Source organism: Rahnella sp. BIGb0603, assembly GCF_024808755.1.
Lineage (GTDB): Bacteria > Pseudomonadota > Gammaproteobacteria > Enterobacterales > Enterobacteriaceae > Rahnella > Rahnella contaminans.
Window position 1 is genome coordinate 257,373 of the sequence record NZ_JANUEX010000003.1, and the last position, 21,700, is coordinate 279,072.

Below are 21,700 nucleotides of genomic sequence, written 5' to 3' on the forward strand. Positions count from 1 at the left end.
AAAAAAGCCAGCGCGGGAAACCGGCTGGCTTTTTTGCTTTCTGTGAAACGCTTGCCTGAAAACGTCTTAATTAACGTTGTTCAGTCGCAGGTGCTGCAACGGTAGGACGGTAGGCCAGGAAATACATCAGGCCCACGAAGCCCGCGCCACCGACCGCGTTGCCGAGGAACACGGCTGCGAAGTTCGGGAAGTACTGTGACCAGCTCAATGCACCGGCAAAGATTGCCGCAGGCACGATGAACATGTTTGCAACGACGTGCTGGAAGCCGATAGCCACGAATGCCATCACCGGGAACCACATCCCGATCACTTTGCCGCCGACTTCTTTACTGGCGAACGCCAGCCAGATCGCCAGACACACCAGCCAGTTGCAGCCAATACCGGAAATGAAGGCATGCATAAAGTCTGCATTCACTTTTGCGGTGGCGGTGGCGACGGTTTTGCTCAGGAAAGCGCCTTCGGTCAGCCCCAGAACGTGGCCGAAGAAATAGGCCACGGCCAGACTGCCCAGCAGGTTAGCGAGGGTCACCCAGAACCAGTTGCGCAGAACAGCGTAAAGGCTGATCTGACGCGCGAACCAGGCGATAGGTAAGGTCATCATATTACCTGTCAGCAGTTCTCCCCCTGCTAAAACGGTCAGAATAATCCCTACCGGGAACACGGCGGCGCCCAGTAAGTTACTGAATGATCCCCAGGATGCAGGTAACGTCCCTATTACGTGCAGATCCAGCAGGAAACCGGTGGCGATGAATGCGCCGGCCAGAAAGCCCAAAATTAACAAATTCAACACGGAAGCATGGCTTTTATTAACGCCTGCCGTGACAGCGATGGATGCGATTTCTTTAGGTGAATACAAGGACATGAGATTGCTCGAAGTAGTAAGTTATGATTATTGCGCGAGCAGTCTATTCTTAGAATTATCTCAAAACAAGCCGATCTTCATAGTCTGCTAACATTTCATTAATCATTCAGACATAGATGTTAAGAAAATGCTTAGGCAGATCATAAAGCTAGTCACCACGCGGGCTGGCGGGCAAATTGTAAAACAATTCATCACACCAAAAATTTCGGTGAGGGCAGAGGTTTTTTCCCTGCAAAATGGGGTATTTGGCGGCTTTTTCAGCGCTTGAATTGAGAAACGGATTTAGCCGTTGACAGGGTTAGCGACGTTTCATATTATGCGCCCCGTTCACCCGTTTTTACGGGCACGAATTGGGGGTATAGCTCAGCTGGGAGAGCGCTTGCATGGCATGCAAGAGGTCAGCGGTTCGATCCCGCTTATCTCCACCAACTTACTTACCAGAGTGAGTGGGTGAGTTCCTTAAAAGGGAACACAAGAAGTACAATGTGGACGACCTCGTGTGGGGGTATAGCTCAGCTGGGAGAGCGCTTGCATGGCATGCAAGAGGTCAGCGGTTCGATCCCGCTTATCTCCACCAAATATTAAAGAAACCCGCTTCGGCGGGTTTTTTGTTTTCTGCTATATCCCTTTCGGTTCCCTGAATTGCAGGCATAAAAAAAGGCGCCGGAGCGCCTTTCTTTGTCGTTCTGTTGCTACTTACTACGCCAGTACCAGACCCGCGATAGAAGCTGACAACACGCTGACCAGCGTTGAGCCGTACAGCAGTTTCAGGCCGAAGCGTGAAACTACGTTGCCCTGGTGTTCGTTCAGGCCTTTGATAGCGCCGGCAACGATACCGATAGACGAGAAGTTGGCGAAAGACACCAGGAACACGGACAAGATGCCCACGCCGCGTGGTGAAAGTTCGGTCGCCACTTTTTGCAGATCCAGCATCGCAACGAATTCATTGGAAACCAGTTTGGTTGCCATGATACTGCCGACCTGCAACGCTTCGTGACTTGGCACGCCCATCATCCATGCGAATGGATAGAAGACATAACCCAGCACGCCCTGGAAGGTGATACCGAACACCACATCGAACAGCGCATTCAGGCAGGAAATCAGAGCGATGAAACCAATCAGCATGGCTGCAACGATGATCGCGACTTTGAAACCGGCCAGGATGTATTCACCCAGCATTTCAAAGAAGCTCTGACCCTGGTGCGTGTTACCGATTTGCAGGTCTTCTTCTGAATCAACTTTATAAGGGTTAATTAACGACAGTACGATGAAGGTACTGAACATGTTAAGCACCAGCGCAGCAACAACGAAGCGCGGTTCCAGCATGGTCATGTACGCACCCACAATCGACATAGAAACGGTCGACATAGCTGTGGCTGCCATGGTGTACATACGTTTTTCAGACATTTTGCCCAGAATATCTTTATACGCGATAAAGTTTTCTGACTGACCCAAAATCAGGGAGCTGATGGCGTTGAAAGATTCCAGTTTTCCCATGCCATTAATTTTCGACAAGACTGTACCGATGATACGGATGACGAAAGGCAGTACCCGAATGTGTTGTAAAATACCGATCAGTGCGGAAATAAACACGATCGGACACAAGACTTTCAAGAAGAAGAACGCTAATCCTTTATCGCTCATGCCTCCAAATACGAAGCCGGTCCCTTCCGCAGCGAATCCTAATAATTTCTCAAACAAGTCTGAGAAGCCTTTCACAAAACCTAAACCGATTGAAGAGTTCAGGAAGAAATAGGCTAATAAGACTTCGATGACCAACAGCTGAACAATGAAACGTAAACGGATATTCTTCCGGTCACGGCTCACCAGTAAAGCGAGTGCAGCGACAACGGCCAACGCTAATACAAAGTGCAATATTCGGGACATGGGTGCTCCAAATTAGAGGCAGGCTATATTTCGACGGACATTTTATGTAACGCGTACATTTAAAACGTGAAGTCGCTTGCAAATATAGAAATTACAGACACGAATTGCAACAAATCGAGGCCTATCACACAAAAAATCAAGATGTTAATAAAACTAAGCACAGTTAGCATTCTTGTGCTAGTTTTATCATGTGCCGTAATGCGTTCTGAATCTGGCCAGTAAATGTCTGTTTTAGGAAAAAGCGTTCTGTAAGTCTTTATGAAAGCTCACAGAATGATTAACCACTCAGTTCACACTTTGCCGCTTACGCTACTGCCTATCAAAGTAATTACTCAGATCATTCTAAATGCACTTGATAATCATTATCAATTAGCTATGATTTATGTAAGCGTAACAATCGTAAGGGTTAACTGACTATGCTGAACAGCCGGGCCGAATCTACAGGCCGCGCAGCCAGAAAGATGAAGCTTTCACTGATGGGACCGGCGTTTATTGCCGCCATCGGTTACATCGATCCGGGCAACTTTGCGACTAACATTCAGGCCGGTGCCTCGTATGGTTATCAGTTGCTGTGGGTGGTGGTCTGGGCCAATGTCATGGCGATGCTGATCCAGCTCTTGTCTGCCAAACTGGGTATTGCCACCGGGAAAAACCTCGCCGAACACATCCGTGACCGTTTCCCGCGTCCTGCCGTCTGGGCTTACTGGGTGCAGGCAGAAATCATCGCGATGGCGACCGACCTCGCTGAGTTTATCGGTGCGGCGATCGGCTTCAAATTACTTCTCGGGGTTACCCTGCTTCAGGGCGCCGTGCTCACCGGGATTGCCACCTTTATTATCCTGGGTCTGCAAAAACGCGGGCAAAAACCGCTGGAACTGGTTATCGCCGGTTTGTTGCTGTTCGTGGCCGCCGCCTATATTGTCGAGCTGTTTTTCTCTCAGCCAAGCATGGTGGCGCTGGGCAAAGGCATGCTGATCCCTGCACTGCCCACCAGCGATTCCGTCTATCTGGCCGCCGGTGTGTTGGGCGCGACCATCATGCCGCACGTCATTTATCTTCACTCTTCGCTGACTCAGCGAGGCGGTAAGGCATCGAAAGAGCAGCGTTATTCCGCGACAAAACTGGATGTCGGTATCGCGATGACTATCGCCGGTTTCGTTAATCTGGCGATGATGGCGACCGCCGCCGCTGCGTTCCATTTCAGCGGACACAGCGGGATCAGTGAACTCGATGAAGCTTATCTGACGCTGCAACCGCTGCTCGGCCACGCCGCTGCGACGACATTTGGCCTGAGCCTGGTCGCTGCCGGTTTATCCTCAACCGTGGTGGGTACACTGGCCGGTCAGGTGGTGATGCAGGGCTTTGTTAAATTCTACATTCCGCTGTGGGTGCGCCGTACGGTCACTATGATGCCGTCTTTTATCGTGATTCTGATGGGGCTGGATGCCACGCGAATTCTGGTCATGAGCCAGGTACTCCTGAGTTTCGGGATTGCGCTGGCGTTGCTGCCGCTGCTGGCGTTTACCGGTAACCGCAGCCTCATGGGCGAAATGGTGAATACCAAAACCGTGCAGTGGGCGGGGCGCATCATCGTGCTGATTGTCGTCAGCCTCAACCTTTATCTGCTGATCGGTATGCTGAAATAATATCCGGCTGAAAGATTCAGGCCATAAAAAACGGGACAGTTTGCGCTGTCCCGTTTTTGTTTGTGTCATTCACTGAATTAATGGCGATGATCGCCATGCCCGCCGCGGTGATCCCGGTCGTGTCCGTGACCGCGATCCGGCCCACGGCCGTGGTCATAATGCGGACGTCCGTGGTCGCCATGATAATAACGCGGCGGCGGCATCGGACGACGTGGTGGATGGCGATGATTCCACCAGCCCTGATCGCGCCAGCGGTAGCCGTCCCAGTAATCCCCGCGCGGGCCACGATGACCATAATTGTGACCACGGTAACTGTTCCACCAGCTCGGGTTGCGCCAGTCGTACCCATCCCAGTAATAACCGCGACGGTCACGGTCGCCAATGCTGATGGAAAGACCGGGTGTATTGAGACTAAAGTTGCTGGCCTGTACAGCAGGCGCTGCGGCAGGCAGCAAAGCAAACAGCAATGTTCCGAGAAGTATTGGCTTAATCATAGACTGCCCCAGATTCCTTATAATTTATGCTGACAGTTATAAGGGGAAGAGGGGGTGGGTTCTATTGCTTACAATCCTGTTTTGATTGATTTACGCGCCTTAACGGAAACCTTACGGAAACTCCATAAAGGCGCGTTTATTAAGCAGGTGGGTAACCGTTTACACTAAAATCGCTTCGATGGTCGCCAGTTCTTCCGGGCTGAAATGACGGTTAGCCATCATGCCAACCGCATCATCAATTTGCCCGGTTTTGCTGGCGCCAATCAGCACAGACGTCACGCGATCGCCGCGCAGCACCCAGGCCAGTGCCATCTGGGAAAGTTTCTGCCCGCGCGCCTGCGCAATGTCATTCAGCTTACGCACTTTCGCCAGTTTTTCTTCCGTCAGCTGTTCGGCGGTCAGGAATTTACTGTCGCTGGCCGCGCGGGAATCTTCAGGAATGCCCGCCAGATAGCGGTCCGTCAGCACGCCGCCCGCCAGTGGCGAAAAGGCAATCGAGCCCACGCCGTAATCCGCCAGCGTATCGAGTAAATCGGCTTCAACCCAACGTTCAAACATCGAGTATTTCGGCTGGTGAATCAGGCACGGCGTACCGAGCTGTTTGAGGATCTCAAAGGCTTCTTTGGCGCGCGCAGCGGGATAATTGGATAAGCCGACGTACAGCGCTTTGCCCTGACGCACGATCAAATCCAGCGCCGCCATGGTTTCTTCCAGCGGTGTGTCCGGATCCGGGCGGTGATGATAGAAGACATCCACGTAATCCAGCCCCATGCGTTTCAGGCTTTGATTCAGGCTGGCAACCAGATATTTTTTCGATCCCCAGTCGCCGTAAGGGCCGTCCCACATGGTGTAACCGGCTTTCGAAGAGATGATCAGCTCGTCGCGATACGGCAGCAAATCTTCCTGCAAAATACGGCCAAAATGCTGCTCGGCAGAACCCGGAGGCGGGCCGTAGTTATTGGCGAGGTCAAAGTGGGTGATCCCGTGGTCGAAAGCGTGGCGGATAAGCTTCCGGCCATTCTCAAAGTGAGCGTTATCCCCGAAATTGTGCCAGAGGCCAAGGGAAACGACAGGGAGTTTTAGCCCGCTCTGGCCACAGCGGCGGTATTCCATTTTCTCGTAACGATTGGGACTCGCTAAATACGGCATAGAGACCTTTCTTTTAAATTGTATGAATCATGTAAGAATGAGGTAAAAAGCCCTTTTAGTGTATGCGCTTTCACAAGCATTTCCAGATATTCAGATCACATCCGGAACAATCCTTATTTCCTGTTTACGTAGCGCTTATTTGCATGAATAAAGGCGCAGCAGCTTAAATCCCGGATTCTTTTTCTATTACCGTAACTGCTGAACAAAGACGCCTGCGTGATCTCAGTGCAATGCTGTAACTCTGCGTTTCCACATTCTATTTCGAATAATAAATATCCTATTCCCCTGTTTGGAGTAATACTTAGGCTAGTGGGATTAACTGTTTACTCTATTTTTAACAGAGGATCGTCATGGATAATATCTATACCGTAGGTGACTATCTCTTAGACCGCTTATCATTTAGCGGGATCTCCGAACTGTTTGGCGTGCCGGGGGATTACAACCTGAAATTCCTCGACAGCGTGATTAATCATCAGCAAATCACCTGGGTCGGCTGCACTAATGAACTTAACGCCGCGTATGGTGCAGACGGATATGCGCGTACCAAAGGCATCGGCGCGCTCCTGACGACCTTTGGCGTGGGCGAACTGAGCGCGCTCAATGGCGTTGCGGGCAGCTTTGCCGAATATGTTCCGGTGATCCACATTGTCGGATCACCGGCGCTGACCTCGCAGCGCAAAGGCGAACTGATGCACCACACGCTGGGCGACGGCAATTTCGGCCACTTCATGCGGATGTCGCAACCGGTGAGCGTCGCGCAAGCCGCGCTGACGCCGGAAAATGCGCTGTCTGAAATCGACCGCGTGATTGAAGAAGTGATCTACCACTCACGTCCGGGCTATATTTTGCTGCCCAGTGACGTCGCTGCGTTGCCGGTCACAACCCGAGCCCACGCGCTCCCGGCGCGTCAGCCGCCATTTTCGCCATCTTCTCTGGAAGCTTTTGTTGCCGCCGCTGAAACTCAGTTGCGCGATGCAAGACGCGTTTCGCTGCTGGCAGATTTCCTTGCCGACCGCTTTGACGTCAAAGCCGCGCTGGAAGAGTGGATGGAAGAAGTGCCGCTGCCGCACGCCACCTTGCTGATGGGCAAAGGGCTGTTTAACGAGCAGCAAACGAATTTCGCCGGAACCTATTCCGGCGCAGGCAGCGCGGCGTCAACCCGCGAGGCCATTGAAGGCGCGGATGTGGTGATTAACGTCGGGGTGAAATTTACCGACACGATCACCGCCGGATTTACCCAGCAACTCCCCGACGGCAAATGCATTGATCTCCAGCCATTTTCTGCCCGCGTGGGCGATCAGATTTTCCACCAGTTACCGATGGCTAAAACCGTCAGCGTCCTGCATCGCCTGACCGCGGAACTCGCTTCCGGCTGGCAACCCTACCCGGTGAAACGCACGGCGCTGCCTGCCTCGCACGAAGGACATTTCGGGCAATACGAATTCTGGCAGCAGATTCAGGATTTCCTGCAACCAGGCGATATTCTGGTCGCCGAGCAGGGCACCGCATGTTTCGGCGCGGCGGCGCTGAACCTGCCGGAAGATTGCCAGTTTGTCGTCCAGCCATTGTGGGGCTCGATTGGTTTCACGCTGCCCGCCGCGTTTGGCGTACAGATTGCGGCTCCCGCGCGCCGCGTGGTGTTGCTCATCGGCGACGGTTCTGCACAACTGACCCTGCAGGGGCTGGGCGCGGCGATCCGCTATGGTTTGCCGCCAGTGATTTTCGTCATTAATAATGACGGCTATACGGTTGAGCGGGCGATCCACGGCGAAACGCAGCGCTACAACGACATTGCGCAGTGGAACTGGACGCAGTTCCCGTCGGCGTTTGGCGGCAATGATGTTTTCACCGCGCGGGCCGATTCTCCGCAGGCGCTGAAAGAGGCGATCGAAAAAGCCGGTGCGCATCGCCAGATGGCCTGGATTGAAGTGGTTCTGCCGAAAATGGATATCCCCGAACTGTTAAGCTCGGTGACAAAATCGCTGGCGAAACGTAACTCAGGGCAATAAATCGTCGTCCGTTTCCGGCGGGTCAATCAGCTGGTCGATGAACCAGCTTCCCGCCGGGCCGGGCTGATTATTTTTACTCCACACCGCATCCACGGAAATCTTTTTCGGCCAGCCGCGCAACGGCAGCGTCATCAGTTTGTCATGCCCGAACTGTTTCACCAGCCAGTGGGGCAGCGTCGCCCAGCCAAATCCCTGCTCCGCCATTTCCAAAAGCATCAGATAACTGGGCGCTGACCACACCTGACCCTGCGCGCGCGGCATTTCGCGACGGCTGTATGGCTGTAAACACAGCTCTCGAAACGTGTGTAACTGCTCGGGTTGCAGGCTCTCCATTTTCGCCAGCGGGTGTTCACGGCTGCAAAAAATCGACATATCCGTCTGCTCGGGCAGACGCGCCGCGCCAATATCCGGCGGATAACTTGCCTGCGCTTCCACCATGCCGATATGCGCGCGACCTGACTGCAACAGCTCGATGACGTCCTGATCTTCGGCAATCTGACATTCAAATTCGATATCCGGATAACGCTGCTCAAACCGGCGCAGCAGCGCTTCATGGTGGGTCGGCTGATAGGTATCGGAAAGCACAAACGTCAGGCGGGTTTCTGGCTGCGTGGATAACCGCACGGCCAGCTCATCAAGGCGCTCGCTGGCGGCCAGAATGGCCTGAACGTGGCTCAGAACGCGCTGTCCGGCGGGCGTAAGCACCGGATGGCGGCTCTGGCGATCAAACAACGTTACGCCTAAATCCACTTCCAGATTGGCAATCGCCGTGCTGACCGTCGACTGGCTTTTGCGCAATTTGCGCGCGGCGGCGGAGAAAGATCCGGCGTCGGCCGCCTCTACAAACGCCGTCAGGGCTTCCGGTGAATAGCGCATAAACAACTCTCCTGTGATTTCAATCCATCTATTTTATCGATACTTACTATCTTTCATCCATCTTATTTAGTGATGATAATGCCCGCCTGTGACAACCGTCACCCATTAATTATCAGGAATCAGGCAGGTTTTTATGTCTAAGCAAACACGCAATTCATCTCAGAAAACATTGGGCGAACGCATCTTTCATGCCGTCGGCTTCGAGACGCTGGCCGTCCTGATCTCCGCCCCGGTCGCCGCATGGGCGCTGAATAAACCGATCTGGGAAATGGGCGCGCTGGCTATCATGTTGTCGACGACGGCAATGGTGTGGAACATCATTTACAACACCTTCTTCGACAAATTCTGGCCGGTGACCCGCGTGGTGCGAACGCTGAAAATCCGTATTGCTCACGCGCTGGGTTTCGAGGGCGGGTTCATTCTGATTGGCCTGCCGATTGCCGCGCTGTGGCTGGGTATCGGCCTGCTCGATGCGTTTATGCTGGAAATCGGGTTCTTCCTGTTCTTCCTGCCGTACACCGTGGCGTATAACTGGCTGTACGACACGCTGCGCCAGCGCTGGATGCAGCGCCGCGAAATGGTTCAGGATTGCCCGGCGAAGCATTAATTCCCGCTGACCTTCGTCCGGAAAAAGCCCGCAGACATTTTCTTTGTTTGCGGGCTTTTTGTCGGTTATGGTTTTGTCACGCAGACAAAAGGGAAGCAGAAATGAAAACGTTAGGGCTGATTGGCGGCATGAGCTGGGAATCCACCGTGCCGTATTACCGGATGATTAACGAACACATAAAACAACAGTTGGGCGGATTACACTCGGCCAAACTGTTCCTCTACAGCGTCGATTTCTACGAGATTGAAAAGCTGCAAATGGCCGGTGACTGGCAGCAGGCGGGCGAACTTCTTGGCAACGCGGCCCGCTCGCTGGCGCGCGCCGGGGCTGATGTCATTGTGGTCTGCACGAATACGATGCATAAAGTGGCCGGTGATATTGAGCGGATTGGCGGCCTGCCGTTGCTGCACATTGCCGATGCTACCGCCGGAAAAATCAAAGCGCACGGGCTGAAGAAAATTGGCCTGCTGGGCACGCGTTTCACCATGGAACAGGATTTTTACCGCGGACGTTTACAGGAACTGCATCAGATTGATGTCGTGACGCCGGATGCCGGTGACCGCGAAATCATCCATCGGATCATCTACGAAGAGCTCTGTCTGGGGATTATCCGGGACGACTCACGCGAGGAATACCGGCGGATTATTGCCAGCCTGGAACAGCGGGGCGTGGAAGGCATTATTTTCGGCTGTACCGAAATCACCCTGCTGGTCGGCGCTGAAGACGCGGACGTTCCCGTTTTCGATACCACTGCCATTCACGCGCTGGCAGCGGCCGAGTTCGCCCTGAAAGACCATTAACCGGCGTCAGGATCCTGACGGCGTAATGACTGTTTCGCCACCAGCATCATCGGTTTACCGGCCAGCATCAGCCAGGCTGGTAACATCACGATACACAGCAGCGGCAGCAATTTAAGCCCCGGTACCACGGCGGCAGCCATAAACAGGCTGAGCCAGCCATCGCGCGTGACCACTAAAACCATGCCCATCACGGCGCAGGAAACGGTGACCGCTGCCGGCACATCCGGGGCATACTGATGCAACATCAGACCCAGTGAAACCCCGACGAACACCGCCGGGAAAATACGCCCGCCACGAAAACCGCAGGCCGCCGCGACCACTAACGCCGCCAGCTTGGTGAGCGTGATCGCCAGCAGCGGCCCCATCTCAAACAGCTGATTCGAATGCGCCAGCTCCTTCATCTCATCAAGCCCTTTGAACAGCGTGATTTCTCCGCCAATCAGCGCCAGCAGCCCGAGCACAAACCCGCCGAGACCCAGCCGCAGCACAGGATTCTGGATACTGTTAAACAACCGGTGCATATGCGGAAAGAGCCAGACGGCGAGCATCCCCAGCGCAATCGCAATTAACACCACCACCGAACCGCTGAAAATATCAATCAGCCGTGAGCTGTCATAAGCCGGAATGGTCAGCGAGAAGTCAGGCTGGAAAAACTGATCGGTGGTAATCGCCCCCGCACCCGCGGCGAGCAGCGGCGCGAAAAGCCGGTCCCACAGCGGCACATCTTTATTGGTGCCCAGCGTTTGCGAGAAAATCAGCGCGGCGGCAATCGGTGTACCAAACAACGCGCCGATGGTTCCGGCGGCAGCCAGAATCACCCAGTCGGTGGTCGGTACTTTCGGCATAAACCGCGCGCCAAACGCGGCGGCCAGCGCAATGTTAATCACGGTAATCGGATATTCAGGACCGAGACTGACGCCCCCGGCCAGCCCGAGCATTAAGGCTAACGCCAGACCGGTCAGTGAACTGACTGCAACCGGCGCGCCGATCAGCGATTCGGTCGCCGGATCCGGCCCCGCGTGGCCCGGCATATATTTAATTAATGCGCCCACGCCGACCCCGGTCAGCGTCAGCATGAACAGCGTCCAGCTGGAGGACTGAGTATTCACATTTAAAACCGCGGGAATGTTTTGCCAAAGCAAAGTTTGTAACGCACCGGCAAGCATCATAATGGCGACCAGAATCAGGCTCGACAGCACGCCGATAATGATCGCAGGCAGCGCAAAGGCCAGCATGAGTCTGGCGCGGGGATGAAACATGCAAGTATTTCCTTATTTTATAGTTTTGTTTGCCCTAATAGCTTAGATGAAACTCAGCAAGGTCTGTTTACCGGCGGTCGACATTATTTTGTGTGACATGCCGCATAAATGTGCGTTGGTTCAAAACTGCGTTGCAGCGTATAGCAATTACCGCTATTTTGCCCACACGAATCTGTAAGCTTTGCCCCGCTGGCAGGCTTTCGCCGGTCGTTAAGTGATGTGCAGCTTACATCAGCGCGCCCGGCAGCGTACTCTTTAGCACAGCAACTTTTGCGCGGGTGCGCAGCATAACGAATTTACTTTTTGTGGAGAATAACATGACCAAATACTCCCTGGTGGGCGATGTCGGGGGCACCAACTGCCGCCTGGCGCTTTGCGCTTTGGACAGCGGTGAGATTTCTCAGTCGAAGACCTTTTCCGGGCTGGAATATGACAGCCTCGAAGCCACGGTTCGTGAGTATCTTTCGCAGCAGCAACAGGAAGTTGAGGATGCATGTATCGCGATTGCCTGCCCGATTACCGGCGACTGGGTTGCGATGACTAACCACACCTGGGCCTTCTCCATTGCGGAGATGAAGAAAAGCCTCGGGTTGAAACATCTGGAAGTGATTAACGATTTCACCGCCGTTTCCATGGCGATCCCGATGCTCAAAGAAGCGGATTTGCTGCAGTTTGGTGGCAAAAAAGCGCAGGACGGCAAACCGGCGGTGATTTACGGCGCGGGCACCGGTCTTGGGGTTGCGCATCTGATCCACGCCAACAAACAGTGGATGAGTTTGCCGGGCGAGGGCGGTCACGTTGATTTCGCACCAAACAGCGAAGAAGAAGACATTATTCTGGAACAGCTGCGCACCGAAATGGGCCACGTTTCTGCGGAACGCATTCTGTCAGGACCGGGGCTGGTGAATCTGTATCGCGCTATTGTGAAATCCGATAACCGCGTACCGGAAAACTTCAAACCTAAAGATGTCACCGAGCTGGCGCTGTCAGACGAAAACGTCGACTGCCGTCGTGCGCTGTCGTTATTCTGCGTCATCATGGGGCGTTTTGGCGGCAATCTGGCGCTGAACATGGGGACGTTTGGCGGTGTGTACATCGCGGGCGGGATTGTGCCGCGCTTCCTGGAATTTTTCAAAGCCTCCGGTTTCCGTGCGGCGTTCGAAGATAAAGGGCGTTTCAAAGATTACCTGATGGATATTCCGGTGTTTCTGATCACCCACGATCAGCCGGGATTACTGGGCGCAGGTGCCTATTTGCGTCAGTCGATTGGTTTGACGATTTAATGTTTACGGCCTCCCTTGTAAAGGGGAGGCCGTAACATCAGAACCGCATTAACTGCCTGAATTCCTTTACCTTGCTCCGGCTGACCGGCACTTCGAAATCCAGATCACTTAACCGCAAAATGTAGGTGTTGTTAAACCACGGCACAATCTCGCGGATCTTCGATAAATTCACGCAATACGAACGGTGGCAGCGGAAAAAATGCTCTTCCGGCAGGCGGTTGCACAGTTCGGTGATATTCATCGGCATGGTGAATTCTTCTTTGCGGGTATACACCTGCGTCACCTTTTCCTGCGCGGCTGCGTAATAAATATCGTTAATGTCCGTCACGATAATGCGCTCATCTTTGATGAGATTAATGCTGTGGCTGACGCGCGGCGCGTTACTCGGCGCGGGCGCGGAAGCTTCCTGCTTATCCTGGCTGTCACGCTGAAAATGCGATTCGAGTTTTTGCAGCATCGTGACGATACGGGATTCGTGATACGGCTTGAGAATGTAGTCAAACGCTTCGATTTCAAAGGCTTCGGCGGCGTGTTCTTTGTAGGCGGTGATAAAGACAATGTAAGGCTTATGCGCAAATTTACTGATATTTTGCGCCAGCAAAACGCCGTCGAGCGAAGGAATGCTGATATCGAGGAAAATCGCATCGACTTCATTCGTTTGCAGATATTTCAGCACATCCAGGCCGTCATCGAATATCGCTTCAATTTTGATGCTGCTGTGCGTATTAATCAGATAACTCAGTTCTTCCTGAGCCGGTATTTCATCTTCGACGATAATGGCTTTCATGGAATATTCCCCGATGCGTTCGCCCGAAACGCGGGCGGCAGGTTAAATGCTTCAAAAAATGATAATTAGCGAACAGTAACTGCACGGGTCTTCCGCTTCAGGCTATTTTGCTCTCAAGGGCATTTGCCACTGCGGAAGAGGCCTTGGTGATTAAAAATGAAATATCCGTCCCCGGTTCAAGGCGGCGGATTGTCAGCCCCCGGCCGTATAACAGCGAAACGCGGTGATGCACATTTAGCAGGCCGATTTTATTGCCCGGCATTTCGTTGCGCTCAACGCGGTCAATGGTTTCCTGATTGATGCCGTGGCCAGTGTCTTTCACAGAAACCTTCACGCCGTCAGGCTGATGCTTCACTGAAATCACCACCACACCTTTTCCGCTGCACTTCTGGATCCCGTGGACGATAGCATTCTCCACCAGCGGCTGGATCAGCAGGCTGGGGATTTTCACCGAAATATCGTCATCAATGTCATAAATCACCGTCAGCTTGCTGCCAAACCGCGCCTGCTCGATGGCGATGTAATCCTGCACCTGATGCAGTTCCTTGCGCAGATCAATCAGCTCATCGTTCAGTTCCAGGTTATAGCGCAAATAGCGGGAGAGATTGATGATCAGCTGCCGTGCGACGTCAGGGCGGGCGCGAATTGAAGACGATATGGCATTCAATGCGTTAAACAGAAAATGCGGGTTAATTTTACTTTGCAGGGCGCGCATTTCAGCTTTATTCGCCATCTCACGCAGCTGCTCGGTGCGCGAAACTTCCATCTGCGTCGACATAATTTGCGACAGCCCGATCGCCATGACTTTCAGGGAATAGGTTATTCGGTGCGGGTCGCAATAATAGATTTTCAGGGAACCGGTCACTTCGCCTTTTTCCCACAGCGGGATAATAATCAGCGAGTGAATTTGTGGTGTGCGGTGCATCTCGTCGTTATTTTTGACGGTAATCTGGCCGCTTTCCAGCGTAGCCTTGGTGATCTCGCTGAGCGCTTCGTGGCCGATATTGTATTCTTCCGCGCCCGTGCCGACGTACGCAAGAATGTTCCTGGTATCGGTAATGGCGACGGCATCGGCGTCGATATCATCGCGGATAATCCGGCAAATGCTGTCTAACGATTCAGCGTTGATATTCCTGAAGTAGGGCAGCGTTTTATTGGCGATATCCAGCGCGAGCCGCGCCTGCCGGGCAGCAATAACTTCTTTTTCATCCTCGACGCTTTGCACCAGAATCACGATAAGGCCAATCGAACTGGCACCGAGGATCAGCGGCGCGGCGATATTCATCACGATATCCAGCCCGAGCGAAAACGGGCGGGCCATCAGTAAAATCAGGATCATGGTCAGCGTTTCGCACAGCATGCCGGCCAGAATACCGACTTTCCAATGCAGCGCTTTTTTGACTTTTTTATTGATATAGCCAGAAAGAAAACCGGCGGTAATACTGGTGATCAGACACGGAATGGACGTCGGCCCGTGAATGTCGATAAGAAAACGGTGAGTACCCGAAATCACGCCGGTAATAATACCGACCCACGGCCCGAACAGAATGCCGCCGGACATAATGGCGATAGTCCGCACGTTAATCAGCGAGCCTTCAACGTTTATCCCCGAAAGTGTGCCGAAAATCGCAAACAGCGAGAAAATCGCGGTGACCGCCGCCAGTTCCAGCGCCGTATGATTATCATTTTCTTTGTGCAGCAGTTTTCGGAACAGCGGGGTACGCGTGAGGAAGAACAGACAGATGAGCATCAGCGCCGCACGGTCAAAGACCGCCAGCAGCATATCAAACATGTGAGGCATGGTGATTTCTCTGCACAGTAATACATATCTGTGCCAAATGGATTCAGCCGTTATTATAAATAAAAGGTCAGAGATTCACCACCAAAGGACGGAATGCGGTCCGGTTCAGGTCCAAAACGCTATCTAAAAATGGAGAACAGCCAGAAATGATCTCGTTATCAACGCCGCGGCTTATCATGCAGCCAATCCAGACTGACGACTGGGCGTTCTTTTTGCGGTTGTACCAGACGCCGGAAGTCATGCGTTTTATCGGCGATATCGAAACGCCCGCGCAGGTTCACAGCCGTTTTGAGCAGCGTCTTGGCAACTGGGATCGCTACTGCGATTTCTGGCTCTGCCTGCTGATCCGCGAAAAAGAAACCGGCGCGGCGGTGGGGCTGACCGGTTTTTTCCCCGACTGGCGTCCGTATCAGCAGGGCGAAGTGGGCTTCATTCTGGCACCGGAACATCAGCGCAAAGGCTATGCGGTCGAGTCATTACGCGAAGTATTAAATTTTGCTTTCGATCAGTGCGGATTCCACCGTTTGCAGGCCAACGTGCTGGAAGGTAACGACGCATCGCGACGCGTGCTGGAGAAATGTGGTTTTCAGTATGAAGGCAGGCTGCGTGACAGCTACCGCATTGGCAACGAATGGAAAAATGACTGGCTGCTGGGGCTGCTTGCCAGCGATACGCGCCTTTAGTTAAAGATCTTAGCTAAAAACTTTAGTTAAAAAAATGTTGCTCAATCTCTCGACAGATTTTTTCCTCTGCGATATGTTCGTTGAAGGCCGCAACGCGGCCAGCGTCGCTCGGACGGTCCGGGCGCTTACGTATCCCAGAGGAAATTATGGCTGATTCCAGTTCACCCCGTCGTTTTTCGCGCATTGATCGTCTTCCCCCTTATGTTTTCAACATTACTGCTGAGCTGAAAATGGCTGCACGCCACCGTGGCGAGGACATTATCGATTTCAGTATGGGGAATCCTGATGGCCCGACACCGCCGCACATCGTGGAAAAGCTGGTGCAGGTTGCACAGCGTGAAGACACGCACGGTTACTCGACATCCCGCGGCATTCCGCGTCTTCGCCGGGCGATTTCCCGCTGGTATGCCGACCGCTATCAGGTTGAAATCGATCCGGAAAGCGAAGCTATCGTCACCATCGGGTCGAAAGAAGGGCTGGCGCATCTGATGCTGGCGACGCTCGATCACGGTGATACCGTTCTGGTGCCAAACCCAAGTTATCCGATCCACATCTACGGCGCAGTGATTGCCGGTGCGCAGGTACGCTCCGTGCCGCTGGCGGAAGGTGTGGATTTCTTTGCCGAGCTGGAAAAAGCCATTCGCGAAACCATTCCGCGACCGAAAATGATGATCCTCGGTTTCCCGTCGAACCCGACGGCGCAATGCGTGGAACTGGATTTCTTCGAGCGCGTGGTGGCGCTGGCGAAACAATACAACGTACTGGTGATCCACGACCTGGCGTATGCCGATATCGTGTATGACGGCTGGAAAGCACCGTCGATCATGCAGGTGCCGGGCGCAAAAGACATCGCGGTGGAATTCTTCACACTGTCCAAAAGCTACAACATGGCGGGCTGGCGTATCGGCTTTATGGTCGGCAATCCTGAGCTGGTCAGCGCGCTGGCGCGTATCAAGAGTTATCACGATTACGGCACATTTACCCCGTTGCAGGTGGCGGCGATTGCGGCGCTGGAAGGCGACCAGCAATGCGTGAAAGACATTGCCGAACAATATCGTCAGCGCCGAAACGTGCTGGTGCGCGGGCTGCACGAGGCGGGCTGGATGGTGGAAAATCCGAAAGCGTCGATGTACGTCTGGGCGAAAATCCCGCCTGCGTATGCCCACTTAGGCTCGCTGGAATTCGCCAAACGTCTGCTGGCGGATGCGAAAGTCTGCGTGTCGCCGGGCATTGGTTTCGGTGATTACGGCGATACCCATGTGCGTTTCGCGTTAATCGAAAATCAGGATCGCATCCGTCAGGCGGTGCGCGGCATTAAAGCGATGTTCCGCGCCGATGGCCTGCTGGCACCGAAAAAAAACGGTAACGAACCACCGGCTGAATCTGAATAATTTTCTGACGCGTTAAAAGCGGAAAACATCAAAGCCAGTCATCTGAGGTGACTGGCTTTTTTATTCACTCTTTTTATTAACGGCTCTTTGTTTAACGGATGTCAGCAGGTGAACAGCCAAACCGCTCGCGAAAACGCAGGGAAAACCGCGAACTGGCGCGATAGCCGCACGCATCGGCGATTTGTGACAGGCTCCAGCGCGTGGTTTGCAGCAGGGTCATGGCGTGATGCATGCGGATATCCTGCAACAATGTCCGGAAGCTGATTTGCTCTTCCACCAGCCGCCGCCGCAGCGTGGCTTCACTCATAGCCAGTTGCTGGCTGGCGCTGGCGGCGGTCCAGGCAAATTCCGGCGCGGAAGCCAGCAGCGTGGTCAGCCGGGTGCCCAGCGGTTCACCGGCGCGCGGCATGAATAAAATTCCGCGCTCCGCCAGTGCGATCAGCACGCCGGTCAGACGGTTTTGCTGCACCGCCGTGCTGGCCGGATTTTTCAGACCGTGCAGACAATAATCCAGCGTTTCCTGTAATTCATCGTCCAGCGGTACGATCTGAAAGCCGTTAAGCGGCGTGAGGGGCGACAGCAGCGGGGCGTTATCGCGGTAAAACCCGGCGATCAGCGCAGGCGAAAACCCGAGAAACAGCGACGAGAAAATCCCGCTTTCTGCGCTGACGGTTTTGCTGACGTGCGCCTGCGTATGTTGCGAAATCACCATCAGATGCGGCGTGTTTCCCAGCTTCACCGGCGCGTCGTGCTCCTGACTCAGCGTCAGTTGCCCGGAATTCACCCGCAGCAGCGATGGCTCGAAAAACCGGAAACTGGACACCTGATGCGGCTGTTGCAGATAAGGCCGCGCCAGCGAAAAAAGCCGGTCGTGGATGACCGGCAGTTGGTTTGGCAGAAGATTTTCTGCATTGCTGCGACCTTCAGAGGGCATAGTTTCTCCTGCCAGAGGGCATTACTTCACGTCCGGATTTAAGGTGTAAGTCCCTGTCAGGCTGGCCTGTGCCAGAACGTGGCCTTCGATAGCGGCCAGCACATCCGGGCCGTAGAATTTATCCTGTAACTCCAGTGAAGGAATATCCAGTGCATACAGCGTAAACACGTAGTCGTGCGCAATTTCATCATTCCACGGCGGGCAGGCACCGTCGTAACCGTAGTAATCGCCGCCCATATTTTCGTCGTCGCCAAACCACGCGGTATAACCGTTGATGCCATGACGCATTCCGGCTTCAGCGGGCAACGCCGGTTTACCTTTTGGCGTCACGCTGTCGCTGTGGCTGCCTTCGGCAATCTCACGGGTATCAGCAGGAATATCCACCAGCAGCCAGTGGAACAGATCGATACGCGGCAATGATGCGGAAACCACCTTGCCTTCCTGATTCACGTCGTCCGGACGGCCCGGCACATGCGGATCCACACAAACCAGCGCAAACGAACGGGTGTTTTCCGGTACGTCGCTCCAGGCTAAGTGCGGGTTACGGTTGGAGGAAAGCGCCAGGTGGTTTTGTGCATCCTGAACGGCAAATGCCAGCTCGCCCGGCATCGGTGCGCCGTTCTCAAAATTCTGACTGATCAATTTCATTGGAAAATCCTCTGCATGTCATTGGACTGGGGTATGGAGAGATTCTATCGCGATGCGCTTGCGGCAGGATGACATATCCCGTCAGATTATTCACTTTTCCCGTCATAATGACCGGAAGGGTGAGTCCTGCGGTCTTCATAAAGTCTGCGTATTTATTTCCTATACTCATTTTTCGTACCGATGGTTCCCTGATACTTATCTCCGGACAGGAAACGATTTATGAAAACCCGTTATTCGCTTTCCCAGATAAGCCTGCACTGGGCGACGTTACTGATGATTATTCTGACCTACGCCGCCATGCTGACCCGCGATTATTTCCCGGAAGATAATCAGCCGCTGGTGAGATTGCTGCATTTCAATTTCGGGATTTGCGTCTGGCTGCTGATGTGGGTGCGCATTTTCCTGCGCACGCGAAATACCACGCCGGCCATCACGCCGCCGCTGCCGCGCTGGCAGATTGCGGCGTCTCACGCCGTACACGCTGTTTTGTATCTGCTGTTTCTTTCGCTGCCGGTGCTCGGCGTGCTGACGCTGGAATTTGGCGGGCGCGACTGGGTTTTGTTTGGCTGGCAGGTGCCGCAGTTTATCTCGCCGGACCCTTCTGCGCGCCGCACGGTGCGCACGGCCCATGAATTCCTGGCAAACTGCGGGTATTACCTGATTGGCTTACACGCGCTGGCGGCGATTTATCATCACTATTTTCGCAAAGACGATACCTTTACGCGGATGCTGCCGGGAAAATAGTCCGGGGGAATGCAAATGCAGGAAGCTTCACCGGCAGGGCGTCTGCCGGTGAAGAAATCAATCAGTCGTTATCGCTGTTGTAGTGGATCACCCGACGCTTGCCGTCGATCTGCACGTCTGCCCATTTCCGTTGTACAGGCCTGACCTCACCGTTGCGCAGCGCCTGAATCAGCGCGTCTTTATCCTTCCCTTCATACAGATAAAGCTCTCCGGTTTGTGCCCATTTTCCGGCCTGACGGGCGAAAATCCGGCAGTTGATGGACGGCGTATCAAACGTATTACAGAAGAAAATTTCTTTCTGCTTATCGTTGTTCAGATCCAGCGTATTGATGATGCATGCGCCTTCTAAACTCAGACAATCACGCAGGGTACTTCGGTAATTCTCCAGCTCAGGCAGGCTTTTCCACCAGGAGTCATCCGGCTGCGATGCGCCTTTGGCCAGGAGGATCTGTTTTTTCGCGTCTTCAATGCGGTAGTTTTTCGCGGCGTTTTCAGCCTCTTTAACGCTGTAAGCACCCCAGCGGGAAGTTTGCGCCAGCATGTTTTTCAATGACGCCTGCAATCGTGGATCCTGGGTGAACGCCGGATTCTCCTGGAGTTTCACCAGCGCCTCATTCCCCCGTCGGCCGGTGTCGAAACGCAGCAGATTCAGCGAGAGATCTTTAGCCTGCGTTTTCCCGCTGTCCAGCCGCGCAATCTGGCTATTCACGCTGATGCGGTAAGGATCCAGCAGCGGGCTGTTGCAGGCAATCACCAGTAAAACCACCAGCAGCGACAGTGGTTTGTTGAACTGCGTAATGCGCGGCAACCAGTCCGGGCGCTTATCGATAACGGAAAAACTGTAGCAAACCGACGCGATCAGCGTGACGACAATAATCTGCATCGCCCAGATCCGCGACGGCGTCCAGCCGTATTGCGACACGCGCAGACCGGTGGCGTACAGCGCCAGCGCGGCATACACCGGCAGCAGCAAAATCGCGGCGTTGACCATCAGGCGGATGGCTCGCGGATAAGGCTTCACCGGGCTGTCCGTTTCCCGCACCACATTTACCAGGATCAGCACGCTCAGCGCCATGGTGGTCAGCAGACTTGCCGCCGACCACGCCTGAGACAGCGCGTTCAGCCCGGTAAACGGCAGCGCAAACAGGAAAATCAGCGCGATAAACGCCACCAGCGGCAACAGACCTTTCAGGATAAAACGGATGATGTTGCGCGTCGTGTTCATCAGCGAAGGCTGGGTGCGGCAGGTGACAATGCTGATGCCCAGAAGCACGCCGTAAAGCAGCCAGCCGACCAGCGGCGTATCGTAAAACAACTGGTGGAAGTATTCGATGCCGATCAGCCGGAACAGTGCCGCCCAAAGCGCGACCACCGCAACGGCCAGCAGCATCAGCAACACCGTTAACATCACGCACAGAATATTCTGGCTGTAACAGGCCGCCAGATGGATGTAGCGGTAGCGCGTCTCCGGCGGGAAAGCCTGAACCTGAAGCCACGGCAAAATAAAGAACGTCAGTAACCCCAGCGACAGCTGGAACGGAACAAGAATGCTGTCCGTCATATTTGCAAAAATATTACTTTTTGCCCATGCCGCCAGCCCGGCCAGCAGCAGGGTGAAGACGATAATACTTGCCCAGACCCGGCCGTCTTTCAGCCGCGTAACCGCCAGCGAAATCAGCACCGGTAATACCAGTGCCATAGTTTGTCCGTAAATATTATGCGTAAAGCGAATCAGCGCGGGCGTTTCCGGGGCAGAGAAAAAGAAATACAGCAACAGGCCCTGCAACAGGCATATCGCCATGATAAAAGCACGTGCGGGCGAAGGAACTGGGGGCATTGC

19 protein-coding genes and 2 tRNA genes are annotated in these 21,700 nt (G+C 53.9%); 10 read left to right on the forward strand and 11 right to left on the reverse strand.

Annotation, left to right across the window (positions count from 1 at the left end; all coding sequences use genetic code 11):
- Window positions 1-70 precede the first annotated feature (70 nt).
- Window positions 71-862 (reverse strand): formate/nitrite transporter family protein, encoded by a 792-nt coding sequence (locus tag M2403_RS09550; RefSeq protein ID WP_165058420.1) that lies wholly within the window; start codon window positions 860-862, stop codon window positions 71-73.
- Between the two features lie 352 nt (window positions 863-1,214).
- Between M2403_RS09550 and M2403_RS09555 the strand changes: the two genes are divergently transcribed.
- Together M2403_RS09555 and M2403_RS09560 are read left to right on the forward strand one after the other, a co-directional pair.
- A tRNA-Ala gene (locus M2403_RS09555) sits at window positions 1,215-1,290 on the forward strand.
- A 73-nt stretch (window positions 1,291-1,363) separates the two neighbouring features.
- Window positions 1,364-1,439: transfer RNA gene (locus tag M2403_RS09560), tRNA-Ala, on the forward strand.
- Window positions 1,440-1,561: 122 nt separating this feature from the next.
- On the opposite strand, the gene M2403_RS09565 is transcribed toward M2403_RS09560, so the two are convergent.
- On the reverse strand, window positions 1,562-2,749 hold the full coding sequence (locus M2403_RS09565; protein ID WP_152324500.1) for a NupC/NupG family nucleoside CNT transporter: 1,188 nt from the start codon (window positions 2,747-2,749) through the stop codon (window positions 1,562-1,564).
- Between the two features lie 416 nt (window positions 2,750-3,165).
- On the opposite strand from M2403_RS09565, the gene M2403_RS09570 reads away from it, so the two are divergent.
- On the forward strand, window positions 3,166-4,395 hold the full coding sequence (locus tag M2403_RS09570; protein ID WP_152324499.1) for an Nramp family divalent metal transporter: 1,230 nt from the start codon (window positions 3,166-3,168) through the stop codon (window positions 4,393-4,395).
- A 77-nt stretch (window positions 4,396-4,472) separates the two neighbouring features.
- Here M2403_RS09570 and M2403_RS09575 read toward each other — a convergent pair whose 3' ends face one another.
- Both M2403_RS09575 and mgrA read right to left on the reverse strand, forming a co-directional pair.
- Complete coding sequence (locus M2403_RS09575; protein ID WP_152324498.1) at window positions 4,473-4,889, reverse strand: DUF2502 domain-containing protein; 417 nt, start codon at window positions 4,887-4,889, stop codon at window positions 4,473-4,475.
- 159 nt (window positions 4,890-5,048) lie between these two features.
- Window positions 5,049-6,038, reverse strand: coding sequence for an L-glyceraldehyde 3-phosphate reductase (gene mgrA, locus M2403_RS09580; protein ID WP_259229004.1), 990 nt, complete (start codon window positions 6,036-6,038; stop codon window positions 5,049-5,051).
- Window positions 6,039-6,388: 350 nt separating this feature from the next.
- Between mgrA and M2403_RS09585 the strand changes: the two genes are divergently transcribed.
- A complete protein-coding gene (locus M2403_RS09585) occupies window positions 6,389-8,047 on the forward strand; it encodes an alpha-keto acid decarboxylase family protein (RefSeq protein ID WP_152324496.1) in 1,659 nt (552 codons plus the stop codon).
- Here M2403_RS09585 and M2403_RS09590 read toward each other — a convergent pair.
- Window positions 8,036-8,923 (reverse strand): LysR family transcriptional regulator, encoded by an 888-nt coding sequence (locus M2403_RS09590; protein ID WP_208950850.1) that lies wholly within the window; start codon window positions 8,921-8,923, stop codon window positions 8,036-8,038. The genes M2403_RS09585 and M2403_RS09590 overlap by 12 nt on opposite strands.
- Before the next feature lie 133 nt (window positions 8,924-9,056).
- Between M2403_RS09590 and M2403_RS09595 the strand changes: the two genes are divergently transcribed.
- Both M2403_RS09595 and M2403_RS09600 read left to right on the forward strand, forming a co-directional pair.
- Window positions 9,057-9,530: a multidrug/biocide efflux PACE transporter gene (locus M2403_RS09595; RefSeq protein WP_152324494.1), complete on the forward strand. Its 474-nt coding sequence runs from the start codon at window positions 9,057-9,059 to the stop codon at window positions 9,528-9,530.
- A gap of 101 nt (window positions 9,531-9,631) precedes the next feature.
- Entirely contained in the window at window positions 9,632-10,330 is a 699-nt protein-coding gene (locus M2403_RS09600) for an aspartate/glutamate racemase family protein (RefSeq protein WP_259229006.1), read from the forward strand.
- Here the strand turns inward: M2403_RS09600 and M2403_RS09605 are convergent.
- Window positions 10,327-11,589, reverse strand: a complete 1,263-nt coding sequence (locus tag M2403_RS09605; protein ID WP_165058408.1) for an ion channel protein — start codon at window positions 11,587-11,589, stop codon at window positions 10,327-10,329. The two genes, M2403_RS09600 and M2403_RS09605, sit on opposite strands and share 4 nt — an antisense overlap.
- Window positions 11,590-11,906: 317 nt before the next feature.
- Here M2403_RS09605 and glk point away from each other — a divergent pair, with 317 nt between their 5' ends.
- Window positions 11,907-12,872: a glucokinase gene (glk, locus tag M2403_RS09610; protein WP_152324491.1), complete on the forward strand. Its 966-nt coding sequence runs from the start codon at window positions 11,907-11,909 to the stop codon at window positions 12,870-12,872.
- 37 nt (window positions 12,873-12,909) lie between these two features.
- On the opposite strand, the gene M2403_RS09615 is transcribed toward glk, so the two are convergent.
- Both M2403_RS09615 and M2403_RS09620 read right to left on the reverse strand, forming a co-directional pair.
- Window positions 12,910-13,659, reverse strand: coding sequence for a LytTR family DNA-binding domain-containing protein (locus M2403_RS09615; protein ID WP_152324490.1), 750 nt, complete (start codon window positions 13,657-13,659; stop codon window positions 12,910-12,912).
- Window positions 13,660-13,756: 97 nt separating this feature from the next.
- Window positions 13,757-15,460, reverse strand: a complete 1,704-nt coding sequence (locus M2403_RS09620; RefSeq protein ID WP_152324489.1) for a sensor histidine kinase — start codon at window positions 15,458-15,460, stop codon at window positions 13,757-13,759.
- Between the two features lie 146 nt (window positions 15,461-15,606).
- Between M2403_RS09620 and M2403_RS09625 the strand changes: the two genes are divergently transcribed.
- Complete coding sequence (locus tag M2403_RS09625; RefSeq protein ID WP_259229008.1) at window positions 15,607-16,143, forward strand: GNAT family N-acetyltransferase; 537 nt, start codon at window positions 15,607-15,609, stop codon at window positions 16,141-16,143.
- 146 nt (window positions 16,144-16,289) lie between these two features.
- On the forward strand, window positions 16,290-17,534 hold the full coding sequence (gene alaC, locus M2403_RS09630) for an alanine transaminase (protein WP_152324487.1): 1,245 nt from the start codon (window positions 16,290-16,292) through the stop codon (window positions 17,532-17,534).
- A 91-nt stretch (window positions 17,535-17,625) separates the two neighbouring features.
- On the opposite strand, the gene M2403_RS09635 is transcribed toward alaC, so the two are convergent.
- Entirely contained in the window at window positions 17,626-18,468 is an 843-nt protein-coding gene (locus M2403_RS09635; protein WP_165058404.1) for an AraC family transcriptional regulator, read from the reverse strand.
- A 21-nt stretch (window positions 18,469-18,489) separates the two neighbouring features.
- Window positions 18,490-19,116, reverse strand: a complete 627-nt coding sequence (locus M2403_RS09640; protein WP_165058402.1) for a YbhB/YbcL family Raf kinase inhibitor-like protein — start codon at window positions 19,114-19,116, stop codon at window positions 18,490-18,492.
- 219 nt (window positions 19,117-19,335) lie between these two features.
- On the opposite strand from M2403_RS09640, the gene M2403_RS09645 reads away from it, so the two are divergent.
- Window positions 19,336-19,860 (forward strand): cytochrome b, encoded by a 525-nt coding sequence (locus tag M2403_RS09645; protein ID WP_152324484.1) that lies wholly within the window; start codon window positions 19,336-19,338, stop codon window positions 19,858-19,860.
- Between the two features lie 61 nt (window positions 19,861-19,921).
- Here M2403_RS09645 and M2403_RS09650 read toward each other — a convergent pair whose 3' ends face one another.
- Window positions 19,922-21,697 (reverse strand): DUF4153 domain-containing protein, encoded by a 1,776-nt coding sequence (locus M2403_RS09650; protein WP_259229010.1) that lies wholly within the window; start codon window positions 21,695-21,697, stop codon window positions 19,922-19,924.
- Between the last annotated feature and the right edge of the window lie 3 nt (window positions 21,698-21,700).